Source organism: Legionella sainthelensi, assembly GCF_900637685.1.
GTDB classification, from domain to species: Bacteria; Pseudomonadota; Gammaproteobacteria; order Legionellales; family Legionellaceae; genus Legionella; species Legionella sainthelensi.
Genome location: NZ_LR134388.1, coordinates 26331 through 44857 on the forward strand (window position 1 = coordinate 26331; position 18527 = coordinate 44857).

Consider the following 18527-nt stretch of genomic DNA (forward strand, 5'->3'; position numbering starts at 1 on the left):
TACTACAATAATATTAGTTCTCAGAGAAATATAAATAATGAAAGCAAACATACTATTGGTTGAAGATAACCTCAAATTAGTGAAGTATTTAAAAAAAATGCTTACTGATGAAGGTTATCATGTAACTACCGAGTCACGAGGTGATGGCGCTGTTTATCGCATCATCAGAGAGCAGCCCGATTTAGTGATTCTTGATATCATGTTACCAGGGATGAATGGGGAGCAGATTTGTGAAACAGTACGTGATGAGTATCACGGCAAAATATTGATGTTAACTGCTTTGAACACTGAGCAAAATGAGGTAACAAGCCTTAAGCTAGGGGCTGATGACTATATTACTAAGCCTTCTAAAGAAGAGGTATTAAAAGCACGGATTGTTGCGCTTTTAAGAAGACCGAATGCCATTGTGGCTCCTAAAAAAATTCAATTTGATGATTTAATGATTGATTTAATTAAAAAAAGCGTCAGTTACTCAGGAAAATTTATTGAGTTAAGTCCTAGCGAATATGAGCTATTGATTCTATTGGCAAAGAATGCTGATATGGTCTTGAGTAGAGATAATATTGCTTACGCATTACGCGGTAGAGAGTACGATGGGATAGACAGAAGCATTGACCTGAAGATATCGCGATTAAGAAAGATATTGGGCGATAACATCGACCACCCCTATCGCATTAAAACGATTTATGGCAAAGGGTATTTATTTTTATCAGAATCATGGAAAGATAAATGGTGAAATTATACTTCAAAACAATTTTTGCTTCTTTGTTAATCCTTTTTTTTATTCTTTTAGGCTTTTATCTATCGTTCACTCATTCAATACGAATCATGTCTCAAAAAACTCAGGACATTTTAGGAGTAGGTAATTTTTCTGTCCTTGAGCAAATAGTACAAAAGTCCAATGAATCCAATAAATCTTATGCGGCATTCACCACAACAGCATTTCGAAAGAGATCTAATGAAGAGTTAAAAAAGCTATTTCCATCTAACACGGACGTTGTCCAAGTGATGGATATTAATTCCCTGCCTTTTACAGATATGGAAAAAGAACGATTGTTGGCAGGTAAAATTGTTTATCAAGATGCAAAAAATCTCATGTTTTTGACCTATAGCATTCATGATGTCTACGCCTACAAGCGAATTGACCACAGTTCTTCTATTTTAAAAATACAGATGGGGGCATCGATCAATGATATGGTTAAAGGTGGAACCTATTTGATGCGCACTCTTATTATAAGCACATTAAAAACTCTCCCAATGCACAAATGGGAGGAGGCAGTAGCTAAATTTCAGCTCCAGTATCAAATTCCTTTAAAGCTTACATCAACTCATAACAGCAATATTTCTCATAAAGTAAGAAAAAAGCTAATACATAATGATGTGGTTTATGACCTCCCATTTAATGAGAATCCTATAACAACTGTTTATTTTAAAATTCCTGATAGTGACAAAATAATAACGGTGGGGCCATTAAACTATCCTTATTTTTCACTTCGATTATCTGAAATTCAAATCTACTTTGTTTTAACGATAACCTTGTTGACTGTTTTTGCGGTGGGGACTCTCACTTGGTTATTCAGCAGAAACAGTGCAAAAATACATAAATTAACGCAGGAGTACAGCCAAGGCCACTTTAACTACGATATTCACTTAAATCGCTTTTCAACGTTAAGAGGTATTTATGAAAATGTTGTTTCTATGGGTAACAAAATAAATTTACTGATCCAGTCACAACAGAATATGGCTCGATTTGTTGCTCATGAAATTCGTACTCCTTTATATACCATGCAATTAGCGATTGGTTCTTTAAAAAAGCTTAAAAATCAGTTTGGTGAGGAAAAAGAACATTTTGAAAGTATTGAAGAAGACATACAAGAATTGAATCGATTGATGAGTACTTTTTTATTGTACTCGCAAAGCGTTACCAGCGAGCTTAAAATAAACAAACAACTGCGCAATTTACGACAATGGCTTGATAACCTATTGAAAAATCATCAATATTATGAGGTAAAGGTATTATTTAATTATCAAAAAATTGATAATGAATTTATATTATTTGATCCCAAGTTGTTATACCACGCTGTAAATAATCTCATTAGTAATGCGCTTAAATATGCTCATAAAGAAATATTAATTAGTTTGAAATATCAAAATCAATCAGTGATTATTTGTGTCGATGATGATGGTCCGGGAGTTCCAAAGCATGAGCGTGAAAAAATCGTTGAACCATTTACAACATTAAATGCAGGCGACACAACAGGTAAGCATATTGGACTTGGTTTATCGATTACAAAATCTATAGTCAGTTTGCATGGTGGATTACTTTTCATTGATAATTCAAAACTATTAAACGGAGCGAGTTTTAGTCTCATTTTGCCAAGAAAAGCGTGACCCTTACATACCTGGGTTAGCCATTTAGTAAATAATAACAGCAGTAGATCCCTCGTAGCTCATCTTGGACGCCTCCTCAGGGTTATCCCCGCGAAAGATTGTCATTAATTAAAATTCAAACCCTTTATGACTCAATATTTTACGCAGATACAATCAGGAATACCAAGGGTTAACACAATGAATTTGATTGAGTATTAACCCTTTTTATATGACATATCAACACAATGAATTGGCTATTTTTAGCTCAAAGAGTTAAAAATTTATTATGAATAAATTTAAGTATGAAATTATCGATGAACTAAATCGCTTTGAATTTCAAAATAAAATATGTTAAATGTTGTGGGAGGTATTATGAGCCTTGAAGTTTATACGTGGAAAAGTGGCACCAAAGGATGGGGATTTTCCAAGCCTGTTAAATCGCGATTATTAGGTGGTAACGTAGGCCATGCAGCGGTTGAATTATCCTTCCCAGCGGATGAAAAAGGAAATGAGCTGGCTCAAAAATATCAGGATATACCGGGTCTTTCAATCAGAAAACGCACAGAAACAATTCCCGAAAAACAAGAAAACGGTAGTTATAAGCCTAAAGACCAGGTTAATTACTTTGTTTATTTTAGTTGGTGGCCAGGTTCTAACAATGGCCATTATATAAATACTCGTAAGGAAGATTTAGAGTCAGAATGGGACAATGAACCCGCGCCTATTCTTAAACGTGAAGTACATGAACATATATTTGGAGAAAATGTCCCAACCAAAAATAAAACGCACATAATGGGAACATTTGTACGTCAAAAGGAAATTACTAAATTAAAAGAATTTTCGCATGAGCAGCTTAAAAAATCTGTTGATGAGGATCTGGCTTACCAGGAATTAAAAGCAGAAGAAGCTTCATTACAAGGTGAATGGGATCAGTTGGTTTTGAAGGAGAAGATGTATCTCAATGAAAAAAAGAATGCTGAGTTGGAGCAAAGAGAACCGAATAATGAGCTTAAATTAACTAGTGAGGAAAGTGATCGTATCGGTTCGATTACGGAAAACCTGATAAAAATGAAAAGACAAATTGAATTATGTAAAAGAGAAATTGAAGAACGTCATATCAGCTTGGGGGAGCCACCTTCAGCAATTATTAGAATACCTACCACCCTTGACTACAATAGCCTTACTTTTGCTCTTGATGCAGAAAAAGTTCTTGATAAAATGGCAAGTTTAGCACAAAGCAAGACAGACTATAGTTTCTTTAGATTTAATTGTTCTACCGCAGCAACGGAAATAGTGAAAGCAGGCATTAGCGATGAATTAAAAAACTCCATGAAAGCGGATGGGTTTAATGTAGTAAATGCCTCTAAAGCAACAATCGCTACGCCCACGTCTTTTAGTAACTTTTGTAAACAAATTCAAGAAGAATTGCTTCATCTAAACGCCAATCAAGCGAGTATCGAACAACAAAAAATAGAGACAGCAAGAAGTTCTCAATCACCAAAAGAGTCCTTAAATTTCAAAGCACGTTACCATGAATTTCTTCATAATAATGCGAAAGCTCAAGAAAGTATAGACATTGAAGAAGTGGATTTAAATATGCATTTTACTGGCTGATAAGATAAGATTAGGTCTAAAACTAATTCACATTAGGCTTACCTCATTTTTCTTCATCTTCAGTTAACCAATTCTTGTGAATAGAATAATTCATTCCATAATATAATGGTATTTTGGATCAGGCGTTGACAACCAACAACCATCTCTTGCTGTTCTTTTCCACCGCATTGAATTTCTTGAAAACAAAATGGAGCATTTAATCTACCCTTAGATGCAAACTCTTTCACTGCTTCGATGAGCAGATATTTGACGTTCTTCACTGATTAATTCGATCCATTTTTTAGGTGTAATGTCTTTTCTATCAATAAGTTGATCGCTGCACTAGGATTGGGGCTTTGTGTAATGACGAAATAAAAGTAAGCGGTTAATTTGCTCCTGCATAATGCAGTTAGCTAATCATCTGGTGAATGTGCGCTGACACGATTATTAGTGATAGTTTTTCTTTTGAAAATACCCCAATTCGCCTTGCGAATTATGCCTTGCAATTGATGATAGGATTCTACGCAGTTTCTTGCGGTTATAAACGCTTTTCGAAAACTCATGTCATCGATAAGATTGAGAATGTGAATACTTTTAAAGATTTTGTTGTATTCAAATAATGCTAATCTAAGGCATGTATAATATTACCCTGTGCCTTTTCTTGCATAAATAGCGATCATAACACTCGAATAATATTTTTCATTTCCGAGCGAATCAATGCAATACAACCCCCCACATAAATCACAACAAACCGAGCGTGCAGAGAGTTTGGTTCTTCGCGTCTTTTAGAGAAAATGAAGTCCGGTGACACGGTTTTGGGAGAAGTTGGTTACCTGTTCATCATGTGTAAATAACGACACTGATAAACATCAAAATTTTTTTCGGCATATGGTTGCGAACATTAGCCCCGTATTAAAGAGTTTGTAAGATTGTCAAAACCGGGCAAGTTATGGAGTGCTAGACCTATTATTATAGGGGTCCGTTATCTCAATATAGGGCTCATGAGGTAAAATGGTACCTTCAGATAGCCTCTCACACCCTTATCTAACATTTAAGTTTTCGAAATAACTCTTGAAACTTAGCTCAAGCATTTGAATATTAATAGAAATTTGTAGATTTCATATGATATATAAATAAATTGAATTGGATGGTATTTGTTCATAATGATTAAATATTATGTAATCAATGACTCATAAGGGTGGTTTAGCTATGAACTATCAGGATGCGCTTGCATACATAGAAATCTATAATGAACAAGGTAATATTCCAGGACTACTGGATTTTTACAAAAAAAATGGTGGCGAAGATGAACAAATAGCCAGCGCATGTGAAAGTTCAATAAAATCTCTTATGAAAAGGAGTTCGTTATCTGAAAAGAATTTATTTCTTTTTAGTCGGAACAAACCTGAAAAACTTGTTGCAGAAATAATTACTGGCCGAGGGCCATTCATGCTTCAAAAAAACGAAGAAGAACAAATAACCAAACGCAAAAATACACTTACCGCATTTTTTTCAATAAAATCAAAATTTAACTCTCCTTCTGATGAATACACCAATGAACTTTTAGGTAGAATATTTGATGCAAACTATCATGTAAAAAGTATTGAAGCATTAAAAGAGTTAACTAGTTTAATGAAGATGATTGGGAATAAATCTATTTATATAATTTGTCTTGCACTTATTGTAGAAGCTAGTAATCCCAAGATTTTTAAAGAACAACAGCTAGATAAAGATTTAAATTATAATGATAGTTTAAGTGCATTATCTGGACTCAATCAATTATTGAAGGAAAAAAAAATATCTAATTATAAGTGTAATACTAAAGTATTTAACGAATCATCATTAGAACATATCATCAACTCACGTCGTATTTTTTTCCAAAAGCTCCAAGATTCTCGAGTAATTGCAACTCAACCAATGATGCTTGATAGAGAGTCTGTTTCTAATGGCAAAGGTCGAAGTCTTACAAATATTTTGAGTTATGAAGATAAAAAGTTAGTAGGAAAACGACTCTCTCAAGAATCGCGTACTCAACTTGAAGCAGTGGCTAACGAACTCTTTCGTTTAATGATAGGAGATGTTCAACCCAAAACTTATTTAGCTCTTGCACCAAAAACTATAGTTAGTGAAGTAAATCCCTATATGACCCTATGTGAGTTTGCTGAAGAATATTTGCCAATCAATAGCTTAAAAAATGAAAGAGATCCAATGGAAGTAATTTTTTCTGATGAGACCTTAAAAAAGGATCTTGCTCGTATTACAACATCCTCATTAATTCTTGCAGAAAATGATATGCATGGGGGAAACATTGGGTTTTGTCAGCATAAAGGGATCCTACGTTTAGTTAAAATCGATGGAGATGAAGCATTGTATCCTCTAACGAAAAGGGGAGAGAACATAGGAGAGCCTAAACTGATATCTCAAAATGGTCAACGTATGTTAGTTGAGGGATTTTCCTCCGTAGATTGTTTTAGTTTAAATCGAAGTGATTTGGAACAGCTCCCTGCTATACAAATTCCAGCTAATAGAGATGAATCATTATTGGCACAAAATCCTTCAGAGCGCTTTTTGCCATATAACTGGGCATTTTATACTACAGAAGAAATAAACCTTAAAATGCTTCAAGAAGATCCTATTTTCCAACAAGCTAAAGATATAGCGGTTATTAAATTTTTAATTACTCCTCAACAGATATTTACGAAATTTGCTGATAAATTTATTTCTCAACCAGAATTAAAACGCGAATTTCTTGAGTGGATTATTAATCGACAACATGAATGTTATCAAAAACTATTTTTAACCTCCGAAAATTGTATTAACTTATATAATGACCCCCGCACTAGAGAGTCTTTAGAAGAAGAAATTAAAGAGTTTATCTTGGATATGAAACAAGATGGGTATGAATATACTGATCATATTAGTTTTAATAATACGATTTTTAACGATCAAAATATTCATAAAGATAAACAATATCAGATAGATAGGTCTTTAGGTAAAGAGCCAGATATAGAAACAATAGGAAATATTGCTCCTCTTGATAGTTACGCAGTAGAAATTTTCTTGAACTCCTCACCGATTGATAAAACTTTATCTCTAAAATCTACTGAGAAAATTGGCCATCAGGGACAGTCAATAGCAGAGAAAAAAGATACTCAAGCTGCATTCAAACTTGACCTAAAAAATCTACGTCTTCAATCGTTAGATTTAGATGAAGAATGTGAAAAAAATACTGTAAAAATAACCTGTTAATTAAATAGGAGTATGTATCATGAGTTTGGAAACAAAAAAATCAGTTGCACATGCAGAAATATTTGAATCAGAAAGAGAGCATTTAAAAAAGAAAATATCGGATTGTAATGATCAATTAACTAAGCTTACTAATAAATTAATTGTTTATCGTCGTGAGAATAATAGGATTCAAAATGAGTTTCTACCTTATTATTATAGAGATAAACCAAATTATCATGAAAAGATTCAAACTTGCGAAAGAATCCTAGAAACAAATAAAACACAGATTCAGCAACACGAAATGGTTCTAAAAAAACTAGAGCAGTCTATAGAAGAGATGAAAACTGAACTTAGAGAGGGCGTCGGGAAAGAAATGTAATATGGTGCGTTTCTGTGGCGAAATCTAAAAGGGTATTATCACTGACGAAACTATTTTTATGTCTAAATTAAAGACAAACTCTAGTTTTAGTCCCAGGTCTAATAACCACTAGTAGTTCAAATTTGATCTGGCAGTTACCGGCTTTTCAAGAAATGTCTGTCAGGTCAAATTTAGTTTATAAATTTTTCCATCCAGAATTGTTTAGCCTCTATCAAAGTTTGCATTGGGGTACGTCCACAACACATTTTACCCTGATGAGTACGTTGATTATTATAGTAATCCATCCATTCGTCCAGATCTTTTTGCAATTCATCGATTGATTCGTAAATTTTCTTTCGGAATGTTACTTGATAAAACTCCTGTAAAATCGTTTTATGAAAACGTTCACAAATGCCATTTGTTTGAGGTGAATTTGCTTTTGTCTTTGTATGGTCAATGTTATTAATTGCCAAATAAAGCTGATAATCATGCTGTTCTACCTTGCCACAATATTCAGTACCCCTATCTGTTAAAATACGCAGTATAGGTAAATCGTGTTGTTCGAAGAAGGGTAAAACCTTATCGTTCAGTAAATCTGCTGAAGTAATTGGCGTTTTAGTCGTATAAAGCTTGGCAAATGCCACTTTACTATAGGTATCAACAAAAGTTTGCTGATAAATGCGACCGACTCCTTTAAGCGTACCCACATAAAAAGTATCTTGCGAGCCGAGATAACCAGGATGTGCTGTTTCGATTTCACCACATGCCTCATCATCAAATTTCTTTTTCTCCAAAGCTACGACCTGCGCTTCCGTCAATATAATTCCTTCAGAAGCTACTTTAGCCTCTAATGCTTTTAAGCGGTCTTTAAAATTGGCAAGCTCATATCGCAGCCAAATGCTACGAACTCCACTTGGAGAAACAAAAATACCCTGTTTACGAAGCTCATTGCTCGTACGAAGCTGACCATGGGCTGGAAATGCGATCGCATACTCCCTTACCGAGAGTTCAATTGCTTCTTCTACTCTATTTTTTAGATTAGGTTTTCTTCGGCTTTGATCGAATAAAGCATCAACTCCTCCCGATTCTACTGCCGACTTATAGCGATAAAATGTATCTCTGGATAAGCCCATTACTTTACATGCCTTAGATACATTCCCTAATTCTTCAGCAAGGTTTAATAAGCCAACTTTATGTTTAATAATTTTAACTGTATTATCTATCATGAGAGTTTTCCTTTTGGTTTTGTTTCAAGTTCGCACTTCTATCAAAACCGGAAACTCTCTCTTTTTCAAGTACTTGTGTCAGATTAAGTCGAAACTAATTCAACTTAAGGAGGAATTTCTAAATTGCGTTATTAAAATAAAAAATTTTTACCTATTCTCAAAAATAAAGTTTATATTCATTTCAGATTCAGGCATCGAAACCCGAGAGTGTTCATTTAACTGTGTCACCTCATTGCTTATCTAAGCCCCAAAGTTAGTCTGTCTTCAAAATAGATTTGTAGTTGAGACACGATAAGCGCCCAATTGTGCATGGGCTGATTCCATTTTTCCAGTACTTTCTGAGCAGCACAGTAAATGAGTTTGATAAGTGCGTTTTCGCTGGTGAAAGCGCCTTTATTTTTAGTTTATTTGCGAATTTGTCGATGAAAACCTTCAACAATATTGGTCGTATAAAGGATACGTCTGAGCTCTTCTGGATATTTAAAGTACTGCGATAGTGCTTCCCAGTGATTATTCCACGATTTGATTACGGCCGGGTATTTTTTTCCCCATTTCTCTTCCAGCTCAAGCAAATGATGCTCGGCCAAGTCTTTGCTAGATGCCTTATACACAAGTTTTAAATCAGCCATGAAAGTCTCCTGGTCTTTACTGACCACATACTTCAACGAGTTGCGAATTTGATGGACGGCACAAAGTTGTACCTCTGTGTTGGGGAAGACTTCAGCGATGGCATCGGGAAATCCTTTAAGCCCATCGATGCTGGCAATAAGAATATCGTCTACCCCACGAGCCTTAAGGTCATTTAAGACACCAAGCCAAAAACGAGCGCCTTCTGCCTCAGATAAATAGAGTCCCAGAATATCCTTTTTACCTACTGAGTTCACAGCGAGAACCGTGTAAAAGGCTCGACTGATGACCTTAGCGTCAACACGTACTTTAAAGTGCATGGCATCAAGAAATACGATGGGGTATACCGATTCTAAGGAGCGATTACGCCATTCAGTAATCAGCGGTAAGAGCTTATCGGTTATTAAACTGATTTTAGCGCTGGAGATTTCTAATCCATACATCTCAGATAAATGCTCGCTTATCGCTTCGTAGCTCATGCCTATCGCATAAAGTGCCAAGACTTTATTATCGAGTGATTCGTTGAGTACCGTTTGACGCTTTTTGACTATCTCAGGCTCAAAACTGCCATCTCTATCTCGAGGCGTTTCCAAGTCAAAAACGCCAGTAGTCGATTTGATTCTTTTAGTCGTTTCACCGTTACGGCGGTTGACGATACCTGCCTCAGAGCAGTCCGTTATATGAGAATCCATTTCTCCTTCTAAGGCTGACTCTAATAACTCTTTAATTAATGGGGTTAGGATACCGTCTTTTCCTGTGAGCGATTGCCCTGATTTTAACTGCGATAATGCTTCTGATTTGAACTCGTTGAAATCAAAATTCGATAAATCGATTCTCTTCTTACTCATGTGCACCTCTTTTAAGTGTTAAATTATAACAAGTTAAAAGAGATGACACAGTTATTTAAACACTACCCGAAACCCAGTATGACTGCATTTAACCCGCTTGTTTAATCTCAACGTACACGTTAAGCCATGTCCTTATTTCAACTAGTTCACTTTTATCTCAAACCCTTGTTTTCAATCAATGCATTCCGGCCGAAATGAATAACGGTTCCTTGCATTGATTTCTAATTGAGGAAGTGAGTTATTCGCCCTTTCCTCTCGATAAACTACCTCATTAAGCCAACACTTTTCTTCTGTTAACAATTAATTGGGTAAACAGGTCCACCAGCTTTTTGGAATCTGACCAATGATAATCTCTTCCTTTTAATACCTCTTTCTTATCAAGTGGTACGCACAACTCAATGTTTCTTTAATGAGTGTCTTGCTTTTAATTTGTCAATCATGCCTGGAACCATCACTAATGGGTTGAGCGTGGTCTAGCAATCGTTTATGGCCCGATTACTTGAATAGAAATAATCCCGCTTCCAATTAATATAATCGAGTTTTGAACTCTCAATCCTCCTTTCCTTCCAATTTATGTCTTGAATGCGGCATGCAAAAGGGAGGTTTGAACCATTAATGAGATATCTTGCGGAGTTTGTAATTCTAAAAAATTGCGATCAAAGTCGCTATTATGGCAAATGATAAGGTGCGTTTACCTCAAGATAGCGCTGACGTGCTCCCAATTAATTTATTTGCCTTGCACATCACTGTCAGTAATGCCCGGTATTTTAGTTACTTTTAAAATTCACATCATTATACTCAAGGCTATTTGAAGGTCACTGGCGGCTTAACTATGTTCGCAATAGAGCGTATTAGTTGCTCGAAAAACTTTGAAGCCGCCAATTAGTAGTCACACCTTTTAATATCTTAAGCTTGTTATACCTTGTTCTCTTCTCTCAAACCGCGCCCCTTTCTCTTTCAGTAGATTTACTGAGGTTTCATTGCCATTGAGATCAGCCCATTGTAATGCAGTTCTTTGATGTTCATCTTGATGATTGATCATTTCTACCATCTTTGAATGCGCAAGTAATTTGGAAACTGTTTTTTCATTCCCATAACGGCAGGCTAATATGAGCGCTGTGGAATAGTTGTTGGTTTTTTTTGCAAGTAATTGATCTACTTTTTCATGACTTAAAAAATAATCAAGGAGTTTATCATTTTTATAAATCAGCGTATGATGCAATGCGTTTTGCCCAAGGTTATCAACTGAATTTATCAAATTTGGACATCTTGCCAGTATTGTTTTTACCAGATCGGGATCTTCAAAATTAATTACGGCATGGAGTAACGTTCTGCCCACATTGTCGCTCGTCATCAATGCATTTTCTTTAGTTTTTAACAGCAAATCCTGAATACATTTTTTTTTCATATCCTTATCACCTCTCATTACCGAGGCGAAATGTATTGGGTATTTATGCTGATGATTGACAATATTAGGGTCAGCTCCCATTTTTAACAGTAGTTTCACTGTGGTATAATGTCCCTCAAGAGCAGCGAGGTGTAAAGCAGTATGCCCCATGGCCGATTGTATATTTACTAGTTCCGGTACAATTTGGGCATGACATTTTTCCAGAAAACGATCAAAACCTAATTTTGCCGCCTGGTGCACCACATTATAGCCGGAATCCTTATCCACTACAGAGTTCAAACTTTTTTGCTGATTTAACACCTGATATGCATTAAAAACCTCTTTAATTTTTGTTGTATCTGCATTTTCAGGAAAATCACTCATAATATTTGTTCTGATCCAGTGTGTCACTTTATCAGTATTGGTCTGAAAATTTGGATTTCCCAGCTGAGACAGAAGTTCATCTAATCTTGAAAGGGAGTTCTGAATAATCATAAATTTGTTCCTTAATTAAAATTATTAAAAAGTTGCTCTTTTGCTATCATTTCTCGCCAGTATTTACACTGTTGCCGCCAGTAAAAACAGCGTATAAATTTTAAAATTTATACAGGTGTGTCTTTAAAACTCGTTAAGATAATCACCACAATTGCCAGATAACCATCTTGTCTCCGGTTCATTAAGTCTGGCAAAATAATGTTTCAAATATTAAATTTTTTCCTACGATGCATCACTTTATCGGCTAAGAACCGTGGTTTGCTCCTGTTCTTCTTCTAAAAGTTCTTCAACTGGTTCTGCTGTTCTTCGGATAATGTTTTGATACTCATTCTTAAACTGTGTAGAAAACTCCTGAGTTGCTCTATTTTTATTGCTAGATTCCGCATTAGGGGTTTGTTGTGAAATAACTTGGCTAGCAGTTAATTCATTAGCATGTTCATTTTTTAAGTCATTTTGTTTTACCCCTTCACTTATTTCAGAAACAAATCCGTGCCGCACTCTCAAATCATGAGCTATCCCCATAATCATATTTAGAGAAGGTCTATAATCAGGTTGCGAATCGAGCATGGTTTCAATGAATACTTTAACTTCTTTACCTTCCGGTGTATTAAAAACAGGTAAATCAAAATCTAATGGCTCTTTCCGTGCCAGCTTATCTAAAATGATATTCTGAGCATCATGTTCTTCGGTACTGACCATTAAATCGTATGCAACCAAGCCGATTTGATAGGTCATGTAAGAATCTGTCTCAAGATACTGTTCATCTCCAAAATAGTGTTCTGGTGGCACAAAGGTAGTGCTGATATCGCCTCGAGAAACTTGATTTTTTTCATTTGTTCGGACAACAGATTTTATATCTGCTGTTATCAATTGTTCATTGTCTCTTCTGAGAAAATTTGTTGCCTTAATATCCATATAGGCCATACCTTTTTTATTAAAATCAGACGCAACCTTTGCTATTTGCTCTATTGCGTTAAGTGTCCCAGAACAACGAGTACTGTTTTTATCGTTTTCTGGTGTAGTTGCGATTGTTCTCAAATGATGACTACGAATGTCGCCATCTTGGCAAAACTCTGAAACGGCGACATTTACAGGACGGTCTACATAGTGTTTTCGCTGAGCGGGTAAAATTACTGGACAATAAAAATAATCTTGAGCAAGATTGTTTTTGATGGTTTCATCGTTCTTCATCTCCTCTACTAAATTATAATCCGTTTTAGGATCATCCGCTTTTTCCAATCTTATAATACATTGTTCCCCGGTTTCTTCATTCCTAGCCAGCCAGTTTTTATTATTTCCGCCCCCAAGATAAATGACATCGAATCCATTTAGTGATTGTGGTTCTTGGGTGGTGGATAGCCTTCGAATAATATCTTCCTGAGACGTTGAGTTTTCCGCAATCAAAGATTGAATTAAAGAGTGATATTTCTGCTTGGGAACATTGATTAGCTTTGGATTGTTAGTGAGTAATTCCTTTAAAAGGTGATTTGTTGTACTAAGAAGGGCCTCGAAATTTCTCTTCATATTAGGCTTATTGTGATCAATGTCGTTATTTATGAGCAACAGAGTTTGAGCTTGTAATGCTTGCAACGTATCTTTCATATTCAAAAGAGCTTGAGGACCAGGTTCTGTTTTCAATTTTTGACTGGCCATTTCCACATCATGAATAAGATTATCCATTTTACAGTAGTTCTCAGAACGCTTTCCTAACATGGGTTTAGTCATCTTTTCCCAATTAGAGCGCGTTAAATTTTTATCTGGCTTTTTGAATCCTGGATAAAAATAAGATTTCTATCTTGACCTAATTGTTGGTGTGCTATTTCGCTCCTAATCGGATCAGTAAGATACCACTCCATAAAATTACCTTGATTCCTTAGGTCAAGATCCGAATAAATCTGAGTTCTCATTGCATCAATTTTTTGTAATAATATTTTAGCGCCGGGTTTTAATTCCATTTGATTGTATTGATCAATGTACTGATTCAGTCTGTTAATTATTCGATCATCTTCCCGATTAACAACTCGTTTTATACTCATAATACAGTACCTCTGTATTTAATCATTTGTTTTTATAATTTAATCACCATGAGAATTATTTGTACAATTCATTCTATTTATATGTGATATATATTGTGCAAATATGTGATAGTTTTTAATCAATTAACGCGAGAAAATGAGGATGTCATCCAATAAAAATTAATACTCAAATAAAGCCGACAAATCTATGCGGTTGTGATCTAGCTATTAATCAATTGCAATTTTGGTAGGTTAAATTCAAAATTTTAGTTATTTTGGGCTATGCTATAGGAGAGATTTGGAATTTAGAGTCCAGTGCAACATGGAGTGTATTCATGCGCGAAATTAAAGTAGAGCGATTAATTAAAGGTATTTTAGTGCGAGAGGGCGCTGGTGTGAAATTACAGCGATATATTGGTATAGAGCGAACCAATGATTTTGAGCCTCTGCTCTTGCTTGATTATTTCAATAGTGCTGATCCATTGGACTACATGGCAGGGTTTCCTGATCATCCTCATCGTGGTTTTGAAACGATTACTTATTTGCTGGATGGTAGTATTACGCATGAAGACAACAAAGGCCATAAAGGAGTTATTAGTGCAGGAGATGTTCAGTGGATGACCGCTGGAAAAGGAATTATTCATTCAGAAATGCCCTCCGCGAATGGTCGATTACATGGATTACAGCTCTGGTTGAATTTACCCGCAGCAGAAAAAATGAAGCCAGCACGGTATCAAGAAATGTTAGGTGCGCAATTACCCATAGAAACCAATGATTCTGGCGCTCAGATTAAGGTTATTGCCGGTCAAACGGATATAGGTACAAGTTCGCCCATTAATGGTATTGCAACAAATCCATTATTCTTTGATATTATTTTGCCTCCTGGCGCGAGTGTACAACAACATATTCCCAATGATTATCAGGCTATTCTCCTGGTGATTTCGGGAACCGTTCATATTGATGATCAATTGGTTCAACACGACACTCTGGCAAAATTAGGTTCAGGCGATGTGTTATTTTTACGAGGTGAGACTGCCTGCCAATGTATTATGATTGCAGCTGCTCGAATTCATGAGCCTATAATGAGACATGGGCCTTTTGTGATGAATAATCAGGAAGAAATAATACAAGCCATGGATGATTTCCGCAGTGGTAGATTCTGAGATCTAATTCAATCATGATTAATTTCTTGAAGTAGGTTTTTCAGAAATTTGGTCTAAAATGGATTAGTAGGGATAACTTTAGATGGATATATGCAAGTGAATAGGAGCAATGCCTATGCACCCAAGAAAAGAGCAATCAGCCAAAGAAATTTATAATATTGTCGATCAATATTGCGAAGCAAATATACGTGCTAAATATCATACAACCTCTGCCATATCTTTTGTTCTTGGTATTTCAGATGTTGATGCTCAGAAATTAATTAATAAAATTGTGATCGCATTACCGGATTGTTTTTTTTATTTGGCCAAACCCGAGCGAATTAGTGAAATGATCAATTTTATTGCTCAGCAATATTTACTTTTTCAAGCTCAAGAAAATATCAATGATGAATTATTTCCTAGCATGCTTATTAATTTCGTTAATAATTTAGTAGAAGAAATTATGCTTCGTTATTACTCATTTGTTGAAGCAGGTGATTTATGAAAAGAGAAGAAATAATTCAAGCAATCGGATTGAGCAATGATGATTTAAATGACCTATGTTTATTGGATAAAATAATCACTCACTCTGAGCCACATTATGAGCTAGGTGCTGAGGAAAAAAATCGCGTTGTTGTTTTTTTAGAAAAATCGATAGGCAATATGGAATTAAACAAAAAGTTACTGGAGTTGGGGAAGTTAAAACAACAAGATACAGGGATCAGCTTTAATCTGAACCGCTTGTTAAGACATGTAACGTTTAAATCGAGACACTGGGATGAAATCCGATTTAGCCAATATGAAAATATAACTTTAGCCAAACGTGGCGCTTTATTTGACCTTGCATCTTTGGTGTCCGATTTGTCGCTATTTGAACGTATAGATTTATTCATTGATTCTTCTCTTTTGTCCCAAATTTATAAGGATGCAAAAAAGGCATCAGAGGAGGGTTTTTCTAAAGAGCTTACTGCCTATCCATATATGGTTTTTGAAATTAAGGCAATGAAAGGCGCTCCCATGGTACCAAATATGAATTATCGAAAAGACGAATTTGTTTTAACCGAGTTTTTGTATAGTGAAGAATACAGAATTAAGTTGGATAAATTAATTCAAAATGATGAAATAAAAGCGGACTTAAAAAAATATTTTGGGGATGATTGGTTGCAACAGCTAGAAAATAAATTTGCTTTGCTTCAACGTGAAATCCATGATACGGAGTTAATTGGACCTCTTCATCATGGCGACTTTCACTCTGGGACTTCCATAGAGAAATCTTGCCACGCTAAAGAGAGAAGTTGCGCTATGCTTATTTGTTCTCCATTCGTAGGGGTGTGTACGGTTACAGCGATTAAGGCGTTAAATACCCAGATTGTACAGGAGCTAAAAATAAAGGGGTACAAGAAATACCCCCGCATATCCTTCAATTGCCTATTAGCGAAAAAATAAAAACGTTGTCTCCCGCAGACTTTCTTGATGTATTAGATAAGTGTCAGGCTTTAGAGCGTTTGCCTTGAGCTACTTAACGATCGACATAAAAAATCAAGTTATCATCTGGCTCTTATTTCGAACTCGCGTTATCTAAGCCACTCGGTTAACAAGGATTCCATTTTTTTTCGTGCATCCTTTAGCGAATCAGAGTCAACCGATGAGGGGCTGTGTAAATCATTGCAATGAGCTTCCCCTTGAATTAATTGATAAGTCAATCTTGGATTAATCGCATTCCCATTTTTTTCTGCTAGAGATAAAGTAGACCAGGGATCATTCTCTCCATTTGTAAAATAAATATTGGAAGCCAGTATATCCATCAAGGGAAAATAAAAGGTATTGTTAAGTTCCATCGTATGGGCGGACTCAGTTAATCCGAACAGTCGTTGGCATACATTGTAGTGATAATCCAGATTAATCAATGACGAGCGCGTAGAAAGAGCTGGGTCGGGATTCGCATTTTGCCAATATCCATATTCTTTACAAGATTGATAGTACCATTGACGCATCCCTAAACCGTTTTGATAATCATGTGGATTTTCACTCATTGCTCCTTGTGCCGTCATTTCTACCGCCGTAGTGCTCATATCTTTATAAAGCTTTTTAGCAAAATATGCATAACCTTCAAGTGGTGTTGGATGCTCAGAAAGGCTAGAGCAGAACGCATCGCGCATTCCGTATTGCACTGCAGCAGCGCCGGTATCTGCAATTAAATATAAAAAGTCAACGGGATCTTCCACTGTGGCTGCATCAAAAAGCGACTTTATTTGAGCAAATGTCACAGTGTCTCTTAAGCTTGCTTCTACCTGGTTGACTACTTCGCGCATTTGATTGGCACATTGTAAACCAGCAACTTGGGTAACATGAGCATCATATTCGATGAAATTTTCCTTGGCCATGACAGGGGCTGAAGATGCTAATGCGCCTACAACTAAATAAGGAAATTTCAAGCGATAATATGCGGACAAGGAACCTGGATAAGAGCCTCCAAAAGCAACCCATTTCCCATGCCAATTCTTTTCACCTGTTAAATGGCGCTGGAAATAAGCCAAATCATCCAGCGCAGCTTCTGTAGTTAAATAGCGTAAGTCATTGGTTGATAGTGAGTTAAAAGGTAGGCTTTCACCATAATAGCGATGCTCTAGGGCGACTAATTTGGCATTAAATTTTTGAGCATAATTTCTAATCGCTCCATTCAGTGCTCGTTTGCTGCACGCAGATTCACCACAAATATAAAAAAAGACGGGTGAATCATCTTTAGGCCCGTATGTTTCATCAATATAGTAACGTTGAGAAAAAGTACCCGTAGCAGGGTTGTTGTGATCGATTAATTGCTTAAAATAAGCAAGTTGAATGGTTTTTTCTGCAATTAATGGCGCTTTTTCTTCTTGCATTTGCTGCACATAACGCTCCACTATTCCTGCATGAGTCAGGGAAAAAGCAGAACAAAGACCGAGGAAAAGTAGAGTATTTTTTTGAGTAAACATCATATGCATCGTCCTTAATGGTTTATATACTTCTATGTCTAAAATGAATCCAAGATTCGACCGGTTTATCTCAATCATTCATTCGACGCTTTGAGCGTGCCAAAGAGATTGCAAAAATATCGGGCGAATTAGATTGTGCGCTATCATAAATTATTTTTAAGATTCATTGTATAACTACCTGGTTTTTTGACGTTTTTTGTTAATGATTGGTTGTATTTTAATGGTATCGAGAATATATTAGTTAACTTTGTGTTTTGAAATGTCTA

15 protein-coding genes and 1 pseudogene are annotated in these 18527 nt (G+C 35.8%); 8 read left to right on the forward strand and 8 right to left on the reverse strand.

The genetic code is table 11. From position 1 onward, the window contains the following. Nucleotides 1-37 precede the first annotated feature (37 nt). The 3 genes from EL220_RS00115 to EL220_RS00125 all read left to right on the forward strand — a co-directional run bounded on the left by EL220_RS00115 (nucleotide 38) and on the right by EL220_RS00125 (nucleotide 3984). A complete protein-coding gene (locus tag EL220_RS00115; protein ID WP_027270349.1) occupies nucleotides 38-736 on the forward strand; it encodes a response regulator in 699 nt (232 codons plus the stop codon). Then, nucleotides 730-2391 (forward strand): ATP-binding protein, encoded by a 1662-nt coding sequence (locus tag EL220_RS00120; protein ID WP_027270348.1) that lies wholly within the window; start codon nucleotides 730-732, stop codon nucleotides 2389-2391. The genes EL220_RS00115 and EL220_RS00120 overlap by 7 nt, the downstream gene beginning before the upstream one ends. Nucleotides 2392-2742: 351 nt before the next feature. Further along, nucleotides 2743-3984, forward strand: a complete 1242-nt coding sequence (locus EL220_RS00125; RefSeq protein ID WP_027270347.1) for a hypothetical protein — start codon at nucleotides 2743-2745, stop codon at nucleotides 3982-3984. Nucleotides 3985-4043: 59 nt separating this feature from the next. Here the strand turns inward: EL220_RS00125 and EL220_RS00130 are convergent, their stop codons facing one another. Both EL220_RS00130 and EL220_RS19720 read right to left on the reverse strand, forming a co-directional pair. Then, complete coding sequence (locus EL220_RS00130; protein WP_027270346.1) at nucleotides 4044-4244, reverse strand: Tn3 family transposase; 201 nt, start codon at nucleotides 4242-4244, stop codon at nucleotides 4044-4046. A gap of 132 nt (nucleotides 4245-4376) precedes the next feature. Then, entirely contained in the window at nucleotides 4377-4565 is a 189-nt protein-coding gene (locus EL220_RS19720) for a Tn3 family transposase (RefSeq protein ID WP_115703213.1), read from the reverse strand. 607 nt (nucleotides 4566-5172) lie between these two features. Between EL220_RS19720 and EL220_RS18310 the strand changes: the two genes are divergently transcribed. Both EL220_RS18310 and EL220_RS00145 read left to right on the forward strand, forming a co-directional pair. After that, on the forward strand, nucleotides 5173-7212 hold the full coding sequence (locus EL220_RS18310; RefSeq protein WP_187326692.1) for a hypothetical protein: 2040 nt from the start codon (nucleotides 5173-5175) through the stop codon (nucleotides 7210-7212). 19 nt (nucleotides 7213-7231) lie between these two features. Continuing rightward, nucleotides 7232-7570 (forward strand): hypothetical protein, encoded by a 339-nt coding sequence (locus tag EL220_RS00145; RefSeq protein WP_027270345.1) that lies wholly within the window; start codon nucleotides 7232-7234, stop codon nucleotides 7568-7570. A 170-nt stretch (nucleotides 7571-7740) separates the two neighbouring features. Here the strand turns inward: EL220_RS00145 and EL220_RS00150 are convergent, their stop codons facing one another. The 5 genes and pseudogenes from EL220_RS00150 to EL220_RS18405 form a co-directional block, all read right to left on the reverse strand. Next, nucleotides 7741-8775, reverse strand: a complete 1035-nt coding sequence (locus EL220_RS00150; RefSeq protein WP_128130793.1) for an IS481 family transposase — start codon at nucleotides 8773-8775, stop codon at nucleotides 7741-7743. A 236-nt stretch (nucleotides 8776-9011) separates the two neighbouring features. After that, nucleotides 9012-10250 (reverse strand): annotated as a pseudogene (locus EL220_RS00155) (IS256 family transposase). An 898-nt stretch (nucleotides 10251-11148) separates the two neighbouring features. After that, nucleotides 11149-12132: an ankyrin repeat domain-containing protein gene (locus EL220_RS00160; protein ID WP_027272187.1), complete on the reverse strand. Its 984-nt coding sequence runs from the start codon at nucleotides 12130-12132 to the stop codon at nucleotides 11149-11151. A 237-nt stretch (nucleotides 12133-12369) separates the two neighbouring features. Continuing rightward, entirely contained in the window at nucleotides 12370-13857 is a 1488-nt protein-coding gene (locus tag EL220_RS00165; protein WP_232002553.1) for a protein kinase domain-containing protein, read from the reverse strand. Nucleotides 13858-13877: 20 nt separating this feature from the next. Next, nucleotides 13878-14168, reverse strand: coding sequence for a hypothetical protein (locus tag EL220_RS18405; protein ID WP_232002554.1), 291 nt, complete (start codon nucleotides 14166-14168; stop codon nucleotides 13878-13880). Nucleotides 14169-14482: 314 nt separating this feature from the next. Between EL220_RS18405 and EL220_RS00170 the strand changes: the two genes are divergently transcribed. From EL220_RS00170 to EL220_RS00180, 3 genes are all read left to right on the forward strand, one after another. Further along, on the forward strand, nucleotides 14483-15310 hold the full coding sequence (locus EL220_RS00170; RefSeq protein ID WP_027272189.1) for a pirin family protein: 828 nt from the start codon (nucleotides 14483-14485) through the stop codon (nucleotides 15308-15310). Between the two features lie 115 nt (nucleotides 15311-15425). Continuing rightward, nucleotides 15426-15794: a hypothetical protein gene (locus tag EL220_RS00175; RefSeq protein WP_027272190.1), complete on the forward strand. Its 369-nt coding sequence runs from the start codon at nucleotides 15426-15428 to the stop codon at nucleotides 15792-15794. Further along, complete coding sequence (locus EL220_RS00180; RefSeq protein WP_232002555.1) at nucleotides 15791-16735, forward strand: hypothetical protein; 945 nt, start codon at nucleotides 15791-15793, stop codon at nucleotides 16733-16735. The genes EL220_RS00175 and EL220_RS00180 overlap by 4 nt, the downstream gene beginning before the upstream one ends. Before the next feature lie 128 nt (nucleotides 16736-16863). Here the strand turns inward: EL220_RS00180 and EL220_RS00185 are convergent, their stop codons facing one another. After that, entirely contained in the window at nucleotides 16864-18264 is a 1401-nt protein-coding gene (locus tag EL220_RS00185; protein WP_187326705.1) for a S28 family serine protease, read from the reverse strand. Between the last annotated feature and the right edge of the window lie 263 nt (nucleotides 18265-18527).

Excerpts from the sequence above, each read along its gene's own strand:
- EL220_RS00185 (WP_187326705.1), bottom strand. The coding sequence starts at position 18,264 with ATGATGTTTACTCAAAAAAATACTCTACTTTTCCTCGGTCTTTGTTCT.
- EL220_RS00115 (WP_027270349.1), top strand. The coding sequence starts at position 38 with ATGAAAGCAAACATACTATTGGTTGAAGATAACCTCAAATTAGTGAAG.
- EL220_RS00125 (WP_027270347.1), top strand. The coding sequence starts at position 2,743 with ATGAGCCTTGAAGTTTATACGTGGAAAAGTGGCACCAAAGGATGGGGA.
- EL220_RS18405 (WP_232002554.1), bottom strand. The coding sequence starts at position 14,168 with ATGAGTATAAAACGAGTTGTTAATCGGGAAGATGATCGAATAATTAAC.
- EL220_RS00180 (WP_232002555.1), top strand. The coding sequence starts at position 15,791 with ATGAAAAGAGAAGAAATAATTCAAGCAATCGGATTGAGCAATGATGAT.
- EL220_RS00120 (WP_027270348.1), top strand. The coding sequence starts at position 730 with ATGGTGAAATTATACTTCAAAACAATTTTTGCTTCTTTGTTAATCCTT.
- EL220_RS00175 (WP_027272190.1), top strand. The coding sequence starts at position 15,426 with ATGCACCCAAGAAAAGAGCAATCAGCCAAAGAAATTTATAATATTGTC.
- EL220_RS00170 (WP_027272189.1), top strand. The coding sequence starts at position 14,483 with ATGCGCGAAATTAAAGTAGAGCGATTAATTAAAGGTATTTTAGTGCGA.
- EL220_RS00160 (WP_027272187.1), bottom strand. The coding sequence starts at position 12,132 with ATGATTATTCAGAACTCCCTTTCAAGATTAGATGAACTTCTGTCTCAG.
- EL220_RS00150 (WP_128130793.1), bottom strand. The coding sequence starts at position 8,775 with ATGATAGATAATACAGTTAAAATTATTAAACATAAAGTTGGCTTATTA.
- EL220_RS00165 (WP_232002553.1), bottom strand. The coding sequence starts at position 13,857 with ATGACTAAACCCATGTTAGGAAAGCGTTCTGAGAACTACTGTAAAATG.
- EL220_RS18310 (WP_187326692.1), top strand. The coding sequence starts at position 5,173 with ATGAACTATCAGGATGCGCTTGCATACATAGAAATCTATAATGAACAA.
- EL220_RS00145 (WP_027270345.1), top strand. The coding sequence starts at position 7,232 with ATGAGTTTGGAAACAAAAAAATCAGTTGCACATGCAGAAATATTTGAA.